The sequence below is a fragment of the Mucilaginibacter sp. genome, assembly GCF_965200995.1.
GTDB lineage: Bacteria > Bacteroidota > Bacteroidia > Sphingobacteriales > Sphingobacteriaceae > Mucilaginibacter.
Genome location: NZ_OZ241743.1, coordinates 1210275 through 1228087 on the forward strand (window position 1 = coordinate 1210275; position 17813 = coordinate 1228087).

20 protein-coding genes are annotated in these 17813 nt (G+C 44.5%); 12 read left to right on the top strand and 8 right to left on the bottom strand.

Going from position 1 to position 17813, the window contains the following annotated elements; all coding sequences use genetic code 11:
- The first annotated feature begins 13 nt into the window (after nucleotides 1-13).
- The 3 genes from hisS to ACY652_RS05820 all read left to right on the top strand — a co-directional run bounded on the left by hisS (nucleotide 14) and on the right by ACY652_RS05820 (nucleotide 3132).
- Nucleotides 14-1390 carry a histidine--tRNA ligase gene (hisS, locus tag ACY652_RS05810; protein ID WP_462267090.1) on the top strand — a complete coding sequence of 459 codons (1377 nt, stop codon included), beginning with the start codon at nucleotides 14-16 and terminating at the stop codon, nucleotides 1388-1390.
- 330 nt (nucleotides 1391-1720) lie between these two features.
- The gene (locus tag ACY652_RS05815) at nucleotides 1721-1933 is read left to right on the top strand and encodes a hypothetical protein (protein ID WP_462267091.1); all 213 of its coding nucleotides are present in this window, start codon (nucleotides 1721-1723) and stop codon (nucleotides 1931-1933) included.
- A 125-nt stretch (nucleotides 1934-2058) separates the two neighbouring features.
- On the top strand, nucleotides 2059-3132 hold the full coding sequence (locus ACY652_RS05820) for an SMP-30/gluconolactonase/LRE family protein (RefSeq protein WP_462267092.1): 1074 nt from the start codon (nucleotides 2059-2061) through the stop codon (nucleotides 3130-3132).
- 192 nt (nucleotides 3133-3324) lie between these two features.
- Here ACY652_RS05820 and ACY652_RS05825 read toward each other — a convergent pair whose 3' ends face one another.
- Nucleotides 3325-5616: a TonB-dependent receptor gene (locus ACY652_RS05825; RefSeq protein WP_462267093.1), complete on the bottom strand. Its 2292-nt coding sequence runs from the start codon at nucleotides 5614-5616 to the stop codon at nucleotides 3325-3327.
- 83 nt (nucleotides 5617-5699) lie between these two features.
- Nucleotides 5700-6017, bottom strand: coding sequence for a hypothetical protein (locus tag ACY652_RS05830; protein WP_462267095.1), 318 nt, complete (start codon nucleotides 6015-6017; stop codon nucleotides 5700-5702).
- 131 nt (nucleotides 6018-6148) lie between these two features.
- On the opposite strand from ACY652_RS05830, the gene ACY652_RS05835 reads away from it, so the two are divergent.
- Complete coding sequence (locus ACY652_RS05835; protein WP_462267096.1) at nucleotides 6149-6490, top strand: hypothetical protein; 342 nt, start codon at nucleotides 6149-6151, stop codon at nucleotides 6488-6490.
- 391 nt (nucleotides 6491-6881) lie between these two features.
- On the opposite strand, the gene ACY652_RS05840 is transcribed toward ACY652_RS05835, so the two are convergent.
- A complete protein-coding gene (locus tag ACY652_RS05840) occupies nucleotides 6882-7229 on the bottom strand; it encodes a sensor histidine kinase (protein WP_462268225.1) in 348 nt (115 codons plus the stop codon).
- A gap of 27 nt (nucleotides 7230-7256) precedes the next feature.
- Complete coding sequence (locus ACY652_RS05845; protein ID WP_462267097.1) at nucleotides 7257-7943, bottom strand: PAS domain-containing protein; 687 nt, start codon at nucleotides 7941-7943, stop codon at nucleotides 7257-7259.
- A gap of 192 nt (nucleotides 7944-8135) precedes the next feature.
- Here ACY652_RS05845 and ACY652_RS05850 point away from each other — a divergent pair, with 192 nt between their 5' ends.
- Together ACY652_RS05850 and ACY652_RS05855 are read left to right on the top strand one after the other, a co-directional pair.
- Nucleotides 8136-9284, top strand: coding sequence for a lycopene cyclase family protein (locus ACY652_RS05850; protein ID WP_462267098.1), 1149 nt, complete (start codon nucleotides 8136-8138; stop codon nucleotides 9282-9284).
- The gene (locus ACY652_RS05855; protein ID WP_462267099.1) at nucleotides 9271-10233 is read left to right on the top strand and encodes a Brp/Blh family beta-carotene 15,15'-dioxygenase; all 963 of its coding nucleotides are present in this window, start codon (nucleotides 9271-9273) and stop codon (nucleotides 10231-10233) included. The genes ACY652_RS05850 and ACY652_RS05855 overlap by 14 nt, the downstream gene beginning before the upstream one ends.
- Here ACY652_RS05855 and ACY652_RS05860 read toward each other — a convergent pair.
- On the bottom strand, nucleotides 10230-11015 hold the full coding sequence (locus ACY652_RS05860) for a bacteriorhodopsin (protein ID WP_462267100.1): 786 nt from the start codon (nucleotides 11013-11015) through the stop codon (nucleotides 10230-10232). The genes ACY652_RS05855 and ACY652_RS05860 overlap by 4 nt on opposite strands.
- A gap of 262 nt (nucleotides 11016-11277) precedes the next feature.
- On the opposite strand from ACY652_RS05860, the gene ACY652_RS05865 reads away from it, so the two are divergent.
- The 4 genes from ACY652_RS05865 to ACY652_RS05880 all read left to right on the top strand — a co-directional run bounded on the left by ACY652_RS05865 (nucleotide 11278) and on the right by ACY652_RS05880 (nucleotide 14068).
- A complete protein-coding gene (locus tag ACY652_RS05865) occupies nucleotides 11278-11649 on the top strand; it encodes a VOC family protein (protein WP_462267101.1) in 372 nt (123 codons plus the stop codon).
- Nucleotides 11649-12068, top strand: coding sequence for an EVE domain-containing protein (locus tag ACY652_RS05870; protein ID WP_462267102.1), 420 nt, complete (start codon nucleotides 11649-11651; stop codon nucleotides 12066-12068). Before ACY652_RS05865 ends, ACY652_RS05870 begins: the two co-directional genes overlap by 1 nt.
- Before the next feature lies 1 nt (nucleotide 12069).
- Nucleotides 12070-12519, top strand: coding sequence for a MarR family winged helix-turn-helix transcriptional regulator (locus ACY652_RS05875; protein ID WP_462267103.1), 450 nt, complete (start codon nucleotides 12070-12072; stop codon nucleotides 12517-12519).
- A gap of 580 nt (nucleotides 12520-13099) precedes the next feature.
- Complete coding sequence (locus tag ACY652_RS05880; protein ID WP_462267104.1) at nucleotides 13100-14068, top strand: NAD(P)/FAD-dependent oxidoreductase; 969 nt, start codon at nucleotides 13100-13102, stop codon at nucleotides 14066-14068.
- A 214-nt stretch (nucleotides 14069-14282) separates the two neighbouring features.
- Here the strand turns inward: ACY652_RS05880 and ACY652_RS05885 are convergent, their stop codons facing one another.
- Nucleotides 14283-14924, bottom strand: a complete 642-nt coding sequence (locus ACY652_RS05885) for a hypothetical protein (RefSeq protein WP_462267105.1) — start codon at nucleotides 14922-14924, stop codon at nucleotides 14283-14285.
- A 477-nt stretch (nucleotides 14925-15401) separates the two neighbouring features.
- Here ACY652_RS05885 and ACY652_RS05890 point away from each other — a divergent pair, with 477 nt between their 5' ends.
- Both ACY652_RS05890 and ACY652_RS05895 read left to right on the top strand, forming a co-directional pair.
- Nucleotides 15402-15557, top strand: a complete 156-nt coding sequence (locus ACY652_RS05890) for a hypothetical protein (RefSeq protein ID WP_462267106.1) — start codon at nucleotides 15402-15404, stop codon at nucleotides 15555-15557.
- On the top strand, nucleotides 15541-15999 hold the full coding sequence (locus ACY652_RS05895) for a DUF6169 family protein (protein ID WP_462267107.1): 459 nt from the start codon (nucleotides 15541-15543) through the stop codon (nucleotides 15997-15999). The genes ACY652_RS05890 and ACY652_RS05895 overlap by 17 nt, the downstream gene beginning before the upstream one ends.
- Before the next feature lie 398 nt (nucleotides 16000-16397).
- On the opposite strand, the gene ACY652_RS05900 is transcribed toward ACY652_RS05895, so the two are convergent.
- Nucleotides 16398-17156, bottom strand: coding sequence for an IS5 family transposase (locus tag ACY652_RS05900; RefSeq protein WP_462267108.1), 759 nt, complete (start codon nucleotides 17154-17156; stop codon nucleotides 16398-16400).
- Nucleotides 17157-17225: 69 nt separating this feature from the next.
- Nucleotides 17226-17519 (bottom strand): hypothetical protein, encoded by a 294-nt coding sequence (locus ACY652_RS05905; protein WP_462267109.1) that lies wholly within the window; start codon nucleotides 17517-17519, stop codon nucleotides 17226-17228.
- Between the last annotated feature and the right edge of the window lie 294 nt (nucleotides 17520-17813).

The following is a 17813-nucleotide window of genomic DNA, read 5'->3' on the forward strand; positions in this document are numbered from 1 at the left end:
TTACCTTTGCCGCATGGCATCTGTTAAACCTTCTGTACCCAAGGGCACGCGCGATTTTTCGCCTGCCGAAATGGCCAAACGCAATCATATTTTCGATACCATTAAATCCGTTTTCCGCAAATACGGCTATCAGCAGATAGAAACGCCGGCTATGGAAAAAGCGGAAACACTGCTGGGTAAATATGGAGAAGAAGGTGATAAACTGATTTTCAAAATACTGAACAGTGGAGATTTTATTACTGATGCAAAACTCAACGCTGAAAATATTAACTTTAATTACAAAAAATTAAGTACTCAAATTTCAGAAAAAGCCCTGCGCTACGACCTCACCGTACCCTTCGCCCGTTACGTGGTACAGCACCAGAATGATATTACTTTCCCCTTCAAACGCTTCCAGGTACAGCCCGTGTGGCGGGCCGACCGCCCGCAGAAAGGCCGCTACCGCGAGTTTTACCAGTGCGATGCCGATGTGGTAGGTTCTGATTCATTATTGAACGAGGCGGAGTTTATCCTGATTTATGATGAAGCCTTAAGCCAATTAGGGCTAAAGGATTTCAGCATCAAAATCAACAACCGCAAAATATTGGGCGGCATTGCCGAAATCATCGGCAAGCCGGAACTGATTGTGGACATGACGGTAGCCATTGATAAGCTGGACAAAATCGGCCTGGAAGGCGTAACCAAAGAGCTGCTGGAACGCGGCTTTACCGATGCCGATATTGCACAATTGCAACCGGTAATTTTATTGCAGGGCACCACTGAAGAAAAATTGGCTGAGCTAAAGCAGGTGCTGGCTACATCACCCACTGGCCTTAAAGGTATTGAAGAACTGGAAGCGGTATTTGCCTACCTGAAATATTTTAAAACGCAGCGGGCCACCGTGGAACTGGACATCACGCTGGCGCGCGGACTGAACTATTACACCGGCGCCATCTTCGAGGTAAAAACCAACGAGGTAAAGATGGGCAGCATTGGCGGCGGCGGCCGGTATGACGACCTCACCGGCATGTTCGGCCTGAAGGGCTTAACCGGCGCAGGTATCTCCTTTGGTGCCGACCGTATTTATGATGTACTGGAAGAACTGAACCTCTTCCCCGAAACCGCCCTGCAAACCACCCAAGTGCTCATCTGCTGCTTTGACAAGGAAGGCGAGCAGTTTGCCCTGCCGGTAATGCAGCAGCTGCGTATCGAACAGGTAAGCACCGAGCTGTACCCGGCAGGTGCCAAAATCAAGAAGCAGCTGGACTATGCCAACAGCAAGCAAATACCTTTCACTATTGTAATTGGCAGCGAGGAAATGCAAAGCGGCCTGCTCACCTTCAAAAACATGCAAACCGGCCAGCAGGAAAAACTAACCGCCGAGCAGATAGTAGCGGTTTTGGCGGAGTAGTTTGGGGTACTTTTCTCTTTAAGAAACTCCTGCCTGTAATGCCAGGGTGGTTCCGGCAGCGCTGCAAAGGCAAAAGTACAGATTTAACCTGAACGTGTGCCTGTCCGGCACCCTGCCGGAAACAAGGTCGGCATTCACCTGCTTTTAATCTCGAAACATTTGGCAGCCACAGCACCGTATCACCCGGGCGTAACCCGTTTTCATCTCCATGTTTGCCCATCCTGCAGGCAGGCAAACCGGGGGTAAATAACGCCGGTAAAAGGCACAACTAAAAGTTGTAAAAAGTGTAAACCCTGGTTTTTTTTAAAATACTGCATATCAGTAATTTAGATGAAATATTTTCAGAAAAGTGTAAACTTTGGGTTTACACTTTTTGGGGTGGATCAGTGGGTAAAACACCCACATCCGCAAGGCACTAATCCGGTTGTACTGAACCTGTTTCAGCGTAATGTAATATGGTCATTTCAGCTTAAGATCTTCCGAACACTGATGAGGATAGCGCCTGCGGTGCAAAAGCAACGATTGAAGTGTATTGACAGCTGATAAACGGGTAGCTCCTGCGGAGCAGGGAGGGGTTGCTGCGCCTTGCATACCCTCCCTTAATTTATTCTTTATAAACCGCCCTGCATTTCTAATGTTGATTAAATGATACTTATCCATCAGCATCAATGAAAAAACTTCTTTATACCGCAATAGCAACTATAATCTTTATGGAAGCAGCAGCACAACCGGTACAGCAACTTACCGGGGTGGCGCAGTTTGGCAAGTATCAGCCTATCGGGCTGGCGGTTACCAAAACCGGGCGCATATTTGTTACCTTCCCTTACCGGCAGCCTTACGAGTATGGCCTGGCGGAACTGGTGAACGGCCGGAAACGCCCCTACCCCAATGCCGAATGGAACAAACACAATGAACTGGATGCCCGGCACCATCTGCTGAATGTGCAGGCGCTGTATGCTGATGATCAAAACCATTTATGGGTACTGGATCCTTCTAATCCCGGCGAAAAGGAAACGATTGCACCAGGCGTTAAACTGCTGAAGATCAACCTGAGTACCAATAAGGTGGAGCAGGTGTATTACTTTGAAGATTTGCCGCGCGATAAAATTGCCCTGAACGATGTACGCATAGATACCCGCCGCCAACTGGCTTATCTTTCAGAACCTAAAACCGCATCCATTGTGGTACTGGATTTAAAAACCGCCAAAAGCCGCCTGGTGCTTACCCAAAGCGCTTCCACGAAAGCCAGTCCCGATTTTAAGCTGCACCTGGATGGACAGGATGTAATTGATGAGGAGGGCAAGCCCTTTAGCTCTGATGTTAACGGCATTGCACTCACCCATGATGGTAAATATTTTTATTACCGGGCCATCAATCAAACCAAATTATACCGTATAGCCACCGCTTACCTGGCCGATGCTTCACTTACAAACATACAATTGGAAAGTTATGTAGAAACGGTAGCCGGGCCGGGCGTATCGCACGGCATGATTGCCGATAGCAAAGGCAATGTATACCAAAGCAGCTCTCCCGATAAATCCATTAAGTATGTAACTCCCGAGGGAGAAATAAAACTGCTGGTACAGGATAACCGCTTAAGCTGGCCCGACTCCTTTGCCATTGGCGCCGATGGTTATTTATATGTAACAGACTCGCAGATTAACCGTACCCCCAAATACAATAAGGGGCAGGATAAGGTAGAGTACCCGTTCCGGCTGTATAAAGTAAAACTGCCGAAATGAAATAAGGCCCTGCTTAACTTAATAAGCAGGGCCTTGTCTTACACAATTTTCTATTCCATCAAGTTATTTCAACCGTAGGAAGAAATCTTCTGCCGCAGACCGGCTTCTTGAAGAAGATTTCTCCCTACGGTCGAAATGACTTGATTATTGGTGATTGGAAGTCATAACAAACAACACCTTATCACCCCTGCCTTATTTAATATTCAATGGCAGATAAAAACCAAACGTAATATTACGGCCCGGGTTCAGTACCCCGTAAGTAGGGTCTTCCTGAGACAGGCGGCCTGGGCGAAGGCGGTTCAGCGCATCGTAATAACGCTTGTTGGTTAAATTATAAGCCGATACAAACAGCTTTAACTGCTGGGCGCCTAAACGCAATGTAGTACCTGCACCTGCATTAATCAGCGTATAGGCATTGGTAGGCGTTTCAAATACCGGGTCAATACGGTACTGCTTAAAATAGTTATCTAAGCCGGCATACACATAAAAGTTGGTTAAGCCCTTAATGTTAGGCTCAATGCGCAGCGTATTGTGTACCACCCCGGCAGGTATTAAGGGCAGCGGGCGGTCAAAGCTGGTGTTACGGGCATGGGTGTAACCAAAGCTGTTGTCCAGGTGCAAAAAGGTAGTGGGGTGGATATTCAGGCTGCCTTCAAATCCGTACAAGTTGGCATTTACCTGGCCGTAGCGGTAAACATCCAATATTTGATCCTCATTATTATCATCCTTCACTGTTACGACGTCTCCTTTAGCACCAGAGGCGTAAATGTAATTATGAATATAGTTTTCATAAATACCAATGCTACCCGTAATAATCTCCTTTCCAAACTCCAAAGTGGCATCTGCCTGGTAACTGCGCTCGGGCGCCAGATTGGCGTTACCAATTTCAAAACGGGTAGTACCTTCGTGCGCACCGTTCGAACCCAGTTCGGCCGGGTTAGGCGCCCGGAATGCCGAACCGGCATTGGCCTTAAAATTTAATGCATCGCTAAATATATGGGTATAGCCCAAAGCGCCGCTTACATTGGCAAAGTTATTTTTAAAGCCCGGAAACTGCTCGTCGCCGTCTATAAACAACTGCTTGCCCCGGTTATTTACATAATCTACCCGTATGCCGGCATTAAAGGTATTCTGGTTCCAGGTTTTTTTAATGTAGCCAAAGGCGCCTGCTGTAGTTTGGTCATAAGCCGGAATTAAAAATTCAGTGCCTTTGTTGATACTGTGTTCCTGCTGGCCGCTGATGCCTAAAATAGGCTGCCAGCCATTGCGCTCGGGCAGTGTGTATTTGGCCTCCAGAGAGTAAGTATTCAAATCAAAGAACAATGCAGGCGTAGGCTCGTCCAGTTCGCGGCGCTGATTTTTCTGATAGCCCAGATCCAGCCTTAAAGAACCGCTGCCTAAAATAAAGTTGTTATTCAACGCTACTCTATAATGGCGGATGTCCTGCCGCGGGAAATCCAGTTTCCGGCTGTGGTCATCAGTATATAAAGGGTCGCCGGGTTCCGAATCATAAAACCCGATATTGTTCTTGAAATATTCAAAGTTCAGGTGCGAAAATCCCCATTCCTTGTTCAGCCCCAACATGCCGCTCAGGCTGGTATTGTTATAACCGCTGTTGATATAATAGCCATCCGGCGTTTTAAAGTTGTAGGCATTCTGGTAAGAACCCCGTCCGCGCCATACAAAACCGTTCTCGTTACCGGTCAGCATCAGCGAGTTGTTGGTTAACCCGTTGTTGGTGGAATAGCTGGACAATACCTCACCTTTTACCTGCCCTTCGGCCGGGATGGAAGGCTCCAGGATATTGATCACCCCGCCGATGGCATCAGAGCCGTATAGTAATGAAGCTGCACCACGAAGCACCTCTACACGGCCAACCTGGTTTTGATCAATCTCAATACCATGCTCGTCGCCCCATTGCTGGCCCTGCTGCTTTATTCCGTCATTAAGGGTAACTACGCGGTTATACCCTAAGCCGCGGATGATTGGCTTGGAAATAGCCGGCCCGGTGGTAATCTGGCTTACGCCCGGTACCTGCTTGGCCAGTGCATCAATCAGGTTAGTAGGCGCCGCCTCTACCAGCTGTTCTTTGGTAACCACGTTGGCCGAAGTACTGTTGTACCTGCTGCTGCTGCTGATGGGCGTACCGGTGATTACCACCTCGTTAATTTCGGTGATACTGCGCCGCAGGCTGAAAGTTAATGGTGTACGCGAAGAAAAATCAACCGTTTGCGACATTGTTTGGTAACCGATGTACTGTACCTGCACTACAAAACGGCCGCGCGGCGGCACCGAGTTAAAGGTAAATTCGCCATTCGTACCGGTAGCTGTGGCAAGGCGCAGATCGGAAATGGTAACGGTAGCACCAGCTAAGGGTTGCTGGTTGGACGCATCAACCACGCGCCCGTTAAAAGATATAAAGTTGGCGGTTGCGGTTAGCTTGATCAGCATAAACAACAACAAGCCTGATATTTTAAGCTTCATGTTTAGTAATATTAATAAGTGCGGTATGGCCCGATGCTTACGCATTAAAAGCCGGACGAAAGAATAAGGATAAAGGAAGTTACTTAAACTACAGGAGGAGCGCGGCCCGAAGCCAGAATAAGCCCTATGGGCGTAAAATGAAATTCGTTAGCTACAAAATGCCGGTAAGCGCTGCTGAACAGCGAAGGCAGGTGCGGCGTTGTGCCGGGCAGCATTACCGTATGGTGCATGGCATCACACAAATCGCATCGCTCTTTAACTACACTGGTAAACGGCTTTTTCTGCACTTCTACCACATGAGCTTTGGCATGATGCTGATGCGCATAAATTAAAAACTGCCCTGCCACAAAGCAAAGCAATAATATTTGCGCAACAACGATATGTAATTTAGCTCTTTTCAATGCTGTGGATTATATCCTGATACAGATTTGGCAAAAGTAAGCAACCATTTGTTAAGAATAAGGTAAAAAAGTAACAATGCTGTTAATATACTTTCAACCCAAACTTTATTTACCCGTACCTTTGCCGGCGAATGACACCCGCCGAAGTAAATAAGAAATTTGCGCTGCTGCAGCAGCGCATTGCCGAAGATTTTGACTCCGATACGCCGGACCTGAAAGTACTGCTGTTTTTAATTGGCGTACAGGAGCTGGGCCAGGGGCCTAAAAAATTCAGCAAGCGGCAAAAGGAGGAACTGATGCATATTGCCAACTGCAAGCTCTTTAGCCAGTTAGGGTTTTATGAACTGGAGGGACAGGATCAGGATGGCTGGCCGCACTGGAAACTGGTAAAACCCATTCCTGCCTACACGCTGCTGGAGCAGGAGATGCTGATGAAAACCCTGGTGGTACAGTATTTTGAGGAAATGGCGTAAGGGGTTATCCTGGCTTTGTTACTGCCCGCTTTGTTATTTTATGCTTGTGAGATGATCATTTAATGGTGGCATGAAGGATAAGTTTATTGCAGAAGAGCAAGGGCAAAGGAAAAGATTACAATTTGCCGTAGGCTACAGCAAAGCCGTTTGCAATGCCAATTCCTTTACCCTTTGTTAAAAAGAATCCGAGACAGTTTATCAGCTCATGTGCTGCCCATAATATAATTTTTGCGGAAGCGCCTTCAACCCCTGAGCTGAATGCCACAATGAGCATAATCGCCTTTGTATTTAATGATACGCTGTTTGTGCCGTACGAAAAGATACCGGCATCGAACGGCACATCAAGCAGCGGGTATCGTTTTACCAGTACAACAGCAAAGCCGGCGCAGCTTTACTTAGGCAGCTCCACATAAAAGGTAGTACCTTTATTTTCTTCGCTGTTGAACCAGATTTTGCCCTGATGCCAGTCTACAATGGTTTTAATGATGGACATACCCAAACCGGTAGAATGTTGTCCCTTTAAACCCGTTCTGCGCGCTTGGCTGAATTTATCAAACAGGGTGGCATGGTATTTTTTGGGGATACCGATGCCCGTATCGGCAACCGAAATCAATACACTGCGGTCGCTTTCCTCCACATTTACCGTTATACTGCCGCCCTCGGGCGTAAATTTTAAAGCGTTTGATATCAGGTTATTGATGACCTGCATAAACTTATCCTCATCCAGTTCTATGTAGATTACCTCTCGGTTGGCACGGCAAAAAAACTAAATTTTCATTACCTTCTGCATATCAAGGTATTCGTGGGTAACTGAGTTAATCTTGCCCACCAGTTCTATCCGGCTTTTCAACAGTTTGACGCCTTTGCTTTCCAAAAACTCCTTATTTACATAATCGTGGATAAGCGAAATGGAGCTTTTGGTGATTTTTCGCATCATCTCAATATATTCGTTTACCCGCTGGTTGTTCAGGGCTGCGGTTTCACGTTTAAGTAATTCAGACAAGTTTCCCACGGTGCCGATGGGCCCTGCCAGATCATGGGCGATAATGTTTAAGATTGAGTTTTTCTCATTATTGTGCTTGGTCAGGTTATTCATAAACTCCTTGCCATAGGTAAAGTCTTCTGCATGCCCCATCAGCCATGTACCTTCGTTTTCCTTAAGCAAGCGGGGATGAATGCGCAGCCATCGCTCATGATCGCCTCTTATAATTCTGCACTCCACGGGTTGCGCTCCTTTTTCATCCAGGTAGTCCTGTAGTTTAGCGCTAAGATAATCGCGGTCTTCCGGATGTACCATTTCCAGCAAAGTTGCCGGAGCAACATCGTCCGGCACATTAAAAAAGTCCTTAAACGCCGGGTTGAGGTATAGAAAACGGCTGGTGGTTAAACTATACGAAAAGAAAAGCAAGCCGGAGTCTTCGGCAAGTTTTGATAATGCAGCAGAGGGGGTCAAGAGGTTTCAGAGGAAACGCTGTAATCCCATAGGCCGCTCCGCATCAGCGAAGTTATTAACTTTTAATATAGATTGTATACTAAAGTTTAATTTTTGTGCCATTGTTAGTCAATAACTATCATTTTCCTGCTTAAAATTACCGGAAACAAATACGCCTCCAATACTATTTTCTACAGAGTGGTATAAACGCCTGTGGCTATACAAAAATTTGATATTATTATTATTGGATCGGGGTGTGCCGGAATGCAGTTACTGCAACAACTTTCGCAGCTTGAAAACTGGCCGGCCTGCCAGGTGCTTTTAATTGATGACGGAGCCGAAAAGCAGCGGTCCTGGTGCTTCTGGTCGGCTGCAGATCACCCTTTGCAGCATCTGGTTACCAAAACCTGGCATCAGCTTACCTTTAGCGCCGCAGGCTTTTCAACCCGTCAGTCCATCAGCCCCTATGCCTATCACTATATTCCCGGAGATGTATTCTTTAATTATTTTAATGATGAGTTTATTCCCAACCATGCTAATATCACGGTAGTTCAGGCCCGGGTTACCAGCGTTATGGCAGATGAAAGCGGATATTTGGTTGAGGCAACCGATAAGCAGTGGCGGGCACCCGTATGCTACAGTAGTTTAATGCCTGAAACAAGCCCGGCGCCGCAATTGTGGCAACACTTTAAAGGCTGGTACATTGAAACAGAGCAGGATATTTTTGATGCTGATACAGCGACTTTGATGGACTATACAGTGCAATTATATAATGAAGTACATTTCATTTACCTGCTCCCTTTTACAAAAGGCCGGGCACTGGTAGAAGCCACTTTTTTTTCCGCATCTATTGCCGGTGAAGAAATTTATGACAGGCTGATTAAGGATTATCTGAGCCGGAATTTTCCTGCTGTTCAGTTCAAGGTAACTTCTACCGAAACTGGGCGCATTCCCATGAGCAGGCATTCTTTCAGCAGGTATGGTGCAGCGGGTGAGGCATTAATCGGTAAGGCAGCCGGTATGGTTAAGGCCAGTACCGGCTATACGTTTAACCGCATCACCACCGATAGCGTATTGCTGGCAAAGCACTTTGGCCACAACACGCCATATCAGTGGCCATGCACACGCGGCAGGTACCGGTTTTATGACCAGTTGCTGCTAAGCCTCATTGCCGGGCAGCCGCATATTGTTCCTGGTATATTTGCCCGGCTGTTTAAGTTTAACCCTATGCCCCGGGTGCTCAGGTTTTTGGATGAGCAGGCCACACCACTGCAAGAAGCACGTATTTTTTTGCATTTACCCTGGCGGCCTTTTTTAATAGAGGCTTTAAAGCATATCTTTAACCGTAGTGGCAAACAGTAATCCGTACACCTTGCAAAAGGTAAAGCTCATCAGCTTTACGGTAATAGCAGGCTTGCTGTTACTGGGCTGGCAAAGCATGGGCAAGGGTATGCCTTTACCTATGCAACTGGCATTTTTAGGCGTGTGCCTGCTGTTAACTGGTATACCACATGGTGCACTTGACCACCTCATACAGCAGGAACATGCCAAAAGGAGCAATAGCAACTTCCGGTTACTCCGCTTTTTGGGCAGGTATGTGGCGATGATGCTGCTTTATGCACTGGCATGGTATGGGTTTCCGCAGTTGAGCCTTTTATTCTTCTTACTGATATCCTGCTGGCATTTCGGCGAAACAGATATCGGGCCGATATTACGTTTGCCTGTGCTTACGGTAATGTTCAGAATGCTTTATGGTATTTCCGTATTGATTTGGATTTTACTGGCGCACCAGGCAGAAGTAAGCGCTGTATTGCGGCACCTGATTAGCCCGGCAGGGCCGCTGTACAGGCAATGGATCGTTGGTGCGGTGCAGGCTTATTGGTTAATTCCGGCTTCAGGAATATGCATAATCACTTTGCTGCTAATTGATGTATTTATGAATCGTGTGGATTATTACCGGTATTTGCTTGCATTGCAGCTGGTTGTTATCCTGCTATGCGGTTACCGGATACCTGTGCTGCCTGCCTTTGCACTATATTTCGCCGGCTGGCACTCACTCATTACCCTGTATAATATTAAAGGATTTATTACCGGCGGCAATGCCGCCGGTAATAAACCCCTGTTAATGGTATGGCTTAAAGCTTTACCGTTCAGCCTTATTGCTATTGCGGGCCTTTTAGCAACCGGTTACCTGCTCAGGCAATATGCACCCTTATTTGACCCTGTGCCGCTGCTGTTTGTCTTTTTATCGCTTATCACACTGCCGCACATGGAAGTAATGCACAAGCTAAACCGTTCGTTGCAGCATTAATCTACCAGGTGCGTATCCATAGTTGCATCTTCGGCAACACGTTTCTCCAACACCTTTTTGGCAGCCAGGTACACCACAACGCCTGCACCCACTTTGTTAATCACATCAAATATGCTGAATGAGATATGTATGTAGTTTAAATTAAAACCGTTAATGGTACTCAGCACATAGCCAATGGGGTACACACCCCAGGTGGTTACAGTAGACAGGGCAATCCACTTAAAAGCCGTACGTTCCTCTGGTTGTACGGTATCTTTAAAGCGTTTCCATAAATTCCATAAAATTACAGGAATTACAACATATCCAAGTGTTGATATAGCGCCCCAGATCAGTTTGTCGCCCACCATAATGTGGCCATCGGCGGTTAATTGCTGCTCGCCAATGTAGCCGGTGAATACCATAAACAAATCAGCAAATAACAGCCAGAATATACTGCTTTTGGCCTGACCAGGCTGAATTTTGAGCATGCTTACCGCTTTTAGTAATAGCAATGGTGTAGTGATAGACCAGTCGATGTATCTTAACTGGCCAATGGCGTTATACGAAGTTCTTAGCAGTTCCTCCCTTTTGGCAGGATCAGTGATATGGGCCAGCTCCCTGAGCATCTCGTGGTAGAAGTGGGCAATCAGCATATAGGATGTACCTGCTACAGCCGCAATTATGGCTGTAAAGTACCGGGAAGTACGGTGCTCAGGGGCAACGCTTGATTTGCCCAGCCAGCAGAAAATGACATTTCCTAAAAACGCATATGCCGCAAAAATCAGCAGAAAGTAAGTTATCATTGATGACATACCAACACTGTTTGCAGTTGGGAGAAATGCGTCAGAAAGTTGCATAATTATTATTTAACAGATTTTACATTGCCTGAATTATTGTAATAATTTCGTTTTTGGAAAAATGTTTTACTATTTAGACTATTATTTTACATTGAACAAATTGCAACCTGTATCCTGCTAATGATTGTTATTTAACCAATTACTTAAAAGCGCTGTTGATATAAAACATATTCTTAATTTAGTTGTCGTAACTACTAAATTACACACAATGTCAAATCCAACACAACTCAGCTTTGTATCACTTCAGGTGAATGATCTCGAAGCCTCCGGAAAATTTTACACTGAAATTTTAAATTTCAAGCCGGTTTTAAAATCGCCGCCCGACGCTATCGTATTTGAGCAAAAGAACGGGGCCGCTTTCGCGATCAGGAAACCCATGATCGAGCTTTCCAAAGCAAATTTGCTGGGTTGGGGCGTAGCCGTATGGTTCGGAATAGGCAACATGGATGTATTTATGGAGCAGAACAGGGAAAAGATAACTATAGTTAAAGATATCCATCCCACGCCGTTTGGAAGAATCCTGGTGATATCTGATCCCGATGGCTATGCCATTACTTTACAGGAAACAAAGGAAGATTGATGGCCACAAAGTTTTGGGTAGTGGTTACATCCCGTGATCACGCCCTTGATGGGGCCGCGGCAGGTGTTGTACAGGTTAACCACGGTAAAGATGGCCCGTTAAAGCGAATGTCTGCCGGGGATAAAATTTTGTTTTATGCCGCAAAGGAAGTTTATGGGCAAAAAGAATTGTGCCAGCGCTTTGTTGCACTTGCAATTTTAGCCGACGATACCATTTTTCAATACGAAGCCGCAGCAAATTTCAAACCTTACCGGCGTAAGGCAGCATACAGGGAAGTTAAGGAAGCGGAGATCAGGCCGTTAATTGACCGTCTTGAATTTATTAAAAACAAAGACAAGTGGGGTTATATCTTCAGAACCGGTTATTTTGAAATCAATGCACATGATTTTGATTTGATAGAATCACAGATGCACAACTAAGATGAATACACAAAATCAGGTATTCTCCTACATTGAGCCGGAGGAAAATAGCGGGTACCTGCTTTGGCAGGTTACCATGCAATGGCAGTTAAGCATGAACCGGGCGCTCGGAAAGATGGAGCTCACGTTAACGCAATTTTCCTTAATGGCAGGGCTTTACTGGCTGAGTAAAAAACAACAAACAGTTACCCAGCAGCAACTGGCAGATTACGCCAATACCGATAAAATGATGACCTCTAAAGTATTAGCGGTGTTGGAAAAAAAGCAGATCATAGAAAGAATAAAAGATCCCGGCGACAGCCGTGCAAAGCAACTGAGAATTACCGATAAAGGTACGCAGGCTTTAAGAGAGGCCTATCATATTGTTGAGCAGGTGGATAACGTGTTTTTTAAAAACGTAGTAAAGGATAAGGCAGCGTTCGACGATTTACTGATGAGGTTAATAAAGTGAAAAACTGAAATTTTTTTTCTGCCTGTAGTACGATGTTATCACCATGAGTGTTCGGAAGATGAAAAATGCGGTCATGCTGAACTTGTTTCATTATCCCTCAGGATAAGTATACCGTTGCGCTGGCCGCGTGGTTACCTTACTATTTTCCCTTCCGGTGGGATGCTGAAACAAGTTCAGCATGAAAAGGAAACAGTGATCTGAATTTGAAAAAATCTGCCGAACACTTATGGTGCTATCACCGCACTACCCACTGGCAACCCTTTACAATAAAAATTTATACAACAATAACACCGACTACAGGTATTGAGAATCGGGTCATATATAATTGCAAACTACAGGCATACGGCTTTAAAATCATAGACTTCAAAGAACAGGGAAACTGCCTCTTTTGTTGATGTTTGTCTGCGCTTCATCATTTATTAATGCCACTTTGTTGCATCATATTGAATTTCGTTACATTTGCTAAAAGCTAAACTTGAGCAGGCCAGTAACAAAAGAAAAAGTGTATAGCTGCTTTCGCTTTTAGTGCTTGATTTTGTGCTTCCTGCACTTATTTTAAAACATAGCGAAATATAGTAACATGAAAGAGGATATAATTGATTGCGTAATTGTTGGTGGCGGAATTTCCGGGTTGAGTGCAGGTTTGTTTTTAGGACGGGCAAATCGCCCGACAATTATTTTCGATACAGGTAAGGCCCGAATCCTGAGTGTTGACAATATTCGTGAATATATTGGCTTTGACGGTGCAAAACCCGAAGAAGTACTTGAAAAGGCACGCAATGAAGTACGGCGTTATGGAACAGAAATCCGCAATGAACAAGTAATAAGCATATCTCCCCGAACAGACAATTATTTTGATGTATATGCTGACAAAGGAAAGGTGATTGCCAAAACAGTAGTATTAGCTACCGGCCTTAAAGATCAGCTCCCTCCCATAAAAGGCATGTCTGAAAAATGGGGCAACGATATTCGGGTTTGTCCTTGTTTTGATGGTTTTGAGGTGCTGAATAAAAAATATGTGGTATTCGGTTTACCAGAACGGTTGGCGCATATGGCAAGTTGGGTTTCAATGTGGTCGTCTGATGTAACCATAGTTTCCAACCATGATTTTAACGAGTCGGATTCTGAAAAAATAGAACTTTTAAGAATCAAAACAGAAAAAGGAGAAATAGATAGTCTTGTAAAAGAAGATAATAAACTGATTGCTGTAACCACTAAAAATGGTAAACAAATAGAATGTGATGCTGCCTGGATTGCAATGAACCCTGAACCGACAAACACTCTTGCTTCCACACTATGTGAGGTGGATGAATTTGGAATTGCCAAAACACAATATGGCGGCAAGACAAGCCGTAACGGTATCTTTGCCATTGGAAACGCCAGTAATTCCTGGGCGCACCTGGCACACGCCGCAGCAGAAGGAACAACCGTTGGACCGGTGGTAACTATGTATCTTTTAGAGCTGCGATTGGAGGAATTGAGAAATAAAAAAGCAGGGAACACAAATCCTGCGCCTGACCAGGTAGCCGGCTTTGCCGGAACCAACTGACAGAATACGCCCTTACATCACCTTAGGTATGGGTTTCGTATACGGCGTTCCAATAGCTGATAGGGAAAATTTCAGAAAGCTGGCAAGCGATGAAGCAGATATAAGTCATAAAGAACTACTGGATCTGGTTTGCAGGTATTGGCAAAACTACAGGTGATTAAATAGTATGATTATGGTGAGGCCGCGGGTTGCAAATTTGCGCCAGCAAAGAGGATTATCCTGCAAACAGTATTTTATCAAATTTTAAATACTTGTGGTTCTCCACTTTAAAAAAATAGATCGTTGCCGACTCACCCTCACCTATTTCTTCACCATTTTCGTCTGTTCCGCCTGAATACATAACGGACAGTTGAAGCGTTGCTGTTGCCTTGTCGTAGTTGGCAGCCATGGAAAAGCTACCGCCCTTTTCAGCGGGCGTTGTATACGCCCCTTTTTTAAAGAGTTCCTCACTTTTTACTTTAAGCAGGCTTTTCAGGAAAGCAGTGTTAAAGACTTCCTTGTAGTGCTTGTCGAAATCAGCTTCCGTAAACGTACCGGGAGAATTTGGGGGACGTTTGCTTTCATCAGCCTGTTCATAAACTGCCTCCCATATCTGGGTTGTATCAGCGTTAACCGGAAAATTGAAATACGTTTTCATCTTCTCCGTATCACCCTTATAAACGGCGGTCCTGAAATTCTTAAAATCATCCAGCCAGGTGTTTACCGTTCCGTAGGATGATTGAGCCGCCTGGGTTGCCTGGGCGTTCGACTTTATATCTTCCTGCTTTGATTTAGCCTGATCATGGGTACAGGCTGTTAACAGTGACAAACACAGAAAAGTGATGGATAGCGAGCATTTCAGGTTAATGGCTTTCATAGCTGATATTTAAAGGTTGAATGAGTACTAAAGCGTTGCCGGCCCGGTAATACGGTTTCAGCCATGCGATTAATACCCTGCCTCAACAACCCTGTTAGCAAAATGTTGGATTTGCATAAATAAAAAGTCCTTTACTGCTGGCACGAATTTGCACCCCGTACTTTATTACTATTATGCTGATTAGTGGAGGCTGCGGGTTAAAAACTTAGGCCAGCAAAGGGGGATGTAGACTTTAGTTATTTATATGCCTGCAAACTACAGGCATACCGCTTCGAATTCACAAACTCCGAAGAACAGGGTGTAATTTTCCCCCTTGTCATTATAACTTAAAATCATTATGAAACTGATTTTATGATTTGCAGTTATCAAACATTATGAAGATTTTTGCAGTATAATGTTGCATAGGGTGAAGCAAAGTGATGTACTGTAACACGCTGAAATACATTATAAATTCACAAATTATCACCACAATTAGCTATGAAAACTAAAAAAAAGCAAGTGCCAACTGGTATGCCTGCATTTTTGGCAAAGGTGATGCAGGATAAACAGGACATCAAACACGCCATCAAAGAAAAAAAATCTTTGAAAGAACTGGCAAAGGAAAAGGGAATTAATTTTGTACAACCTATATGATGTAAAGCGGTCCGATGACGGCTTAAACTACACCTTTACTACCCGTTCAAATATTGAATATCAAATTGCGCTAATTAGTTACCCTTTGGGCGACGTTAGCGCATTTTCTTTGTCATTATATCCAGAAAGCGACCCCTCAACTGCGCCTGATTACTGGATAAAAAACACTGTTATAAATATTATTGGCGAAATATTGAAAAATGATTCGAATAGCGTGTTTTATGTTTGCGATACGGCAGACGGAAGGCAGAACAAACGCCATTTAGCATTCGAATACTGGTTTCAAAAATCTAATTCAGAATACAAGTATGTTAAAAAGTATGACTATTGTATAGTATCTGAAAACGGTTATCCAATAAATGCTTCGATACTGTTAAACGTAAACAATCCTTTAGCAAATTATTTAATAGAGGTCTTCGAAAAGGCAATGGAAGAAAATTAAAGTTCCTTCATGCTGGCGCGAGTTTGTAACTCGTGCCTTTCTATGCCATATTCAGATATGCAATAATAATCTCAACTAAAAGGACATGGACACGAGTTGCAAACTCGCGCCAGCGTAAGATGTAGACTTTAGTTATTCGTATGCCTGTAATTGCAAACTACAGGTATACCGCTTCGAAGTCGCAGACTTCGAAGAACAGGGCGCCAAGGCGGGAAGCCCAATGTTATGCTATATTACATTCTTCAGCAAAAGTGCGCTGGTAAGACCAACCATCTTTGGTTCTTTCATTTTGGCCGCCGCCTATGTTTTTCCAAAAAGCATCAGCTACAATAGGAACATTATATAGATAATGAAACTGAAATTTGAATAGGTGGAGGGCATCGTCCCTTAGAGACTGTCTAAAAACGGTTAATCATAATTCTCATAGCGGCAAGTTGGACAACAGCTTGACTGGTTAGAGTCAGGCGTTCATAGTTTTTTGCGCTTCTTCGGTTAGCATCTATCCAGGCAAAGGTACGTTCGATGATCCACCGCTTGGGCAGTATCTTGAAGGTATGCAGTTTGTCGCGCCTGATAATCTGCAAGCTTATCGTAAAGTGCTGTTTAGCCCAGTCTACCAGTTTCCCCCGGTAACCACCATCGGCAAAAAGCAGACGGATGCTTTGCCAGTATTGCTTGAGCTTTTCCATCACCAGCCGGGCGCCGTCTCTATCCTGCACTGAGGCACTATGAACAACTACCGCCAGCACCAGTCCTAAAGTGTCCGTTACGATGTGCCGCTTGATACCCATCACCCGCTTACCTGCATCAAAACCGCGCTCTTGGCTGCTCACTAAAGAAGACTTAACGCTCTGCGCGTCCATAATGCCCGTAGTAGGCTGCTCTTTTCTGCCGCTTTGCTTTCTGGTCTTTTCTACCAGGGCTTCCTGCATGAGTCCAAACAAGCCGTTTTTGTTCCAGACCGAAAAGTAATAGTAAACGATCTTCCAGTTGGGAAAGTCCGAAGGCAGCATCCGCCACTGGCAGCCGGATTTAATCAGGTACAGTATCGCATTCATTACCTCGCGCAAAGCATGCTTCCTGCGGCGTTGCACATCTAAAAACTTTGCAATATATTGCCACTGGCTGTCCGTTAGGTTACCCGGGTAGGTTGTCATACTAATTCTGTTTGTCGTTATTCAAAATTAGTACTTCTTAACCACACCTGCGGACAGCTCTTTTCCCCTTTATAAATGTTCAAATACCGTTTTTAGACAGTCTCTAAGTACTTTTGCATTTTTTGCAAAAACAGCAACCTCCTCTAACAGTGCAAGGTATTTTAATTTGTTTTCAGGTGAGACCTCCTCTAATTGCTGAATAATAAAGGCTGCTGCTTGCTGATTTGAGTTTTTATCATATACATAAATATCATCACATAATCTGAAAATATGAATAAAATTATCGTTATTGGAAAAGCGTTGGAAAACAGATACTAAATTTTGTAAATTATTAATTTTTTGCTGTCTTATATATACAATCACCCCCCAAATTATAGATATTGCTGTGAAGCATGCAGCGAGTACAGGTACCTATTCAGTAACTTTTGTCATAATATTCATTTAATACAAACAAAAATAGTGAAATCATTCTGTTTTATTTTGCCTTGCCTACGGCTCATTTTTCCGAACGCTCTAACGCTGAAGCTATACCGCATCAATGCCGCTGATTGCTTCATCCTCCCAAACGGTAACCTGTTTTAGTTTGGTTTGATATCGCTTGTGGCCGGTGTTATGCCTGTGGTCGGTGTTATCCCTTCATGCTGGCGCGAGTTTGTA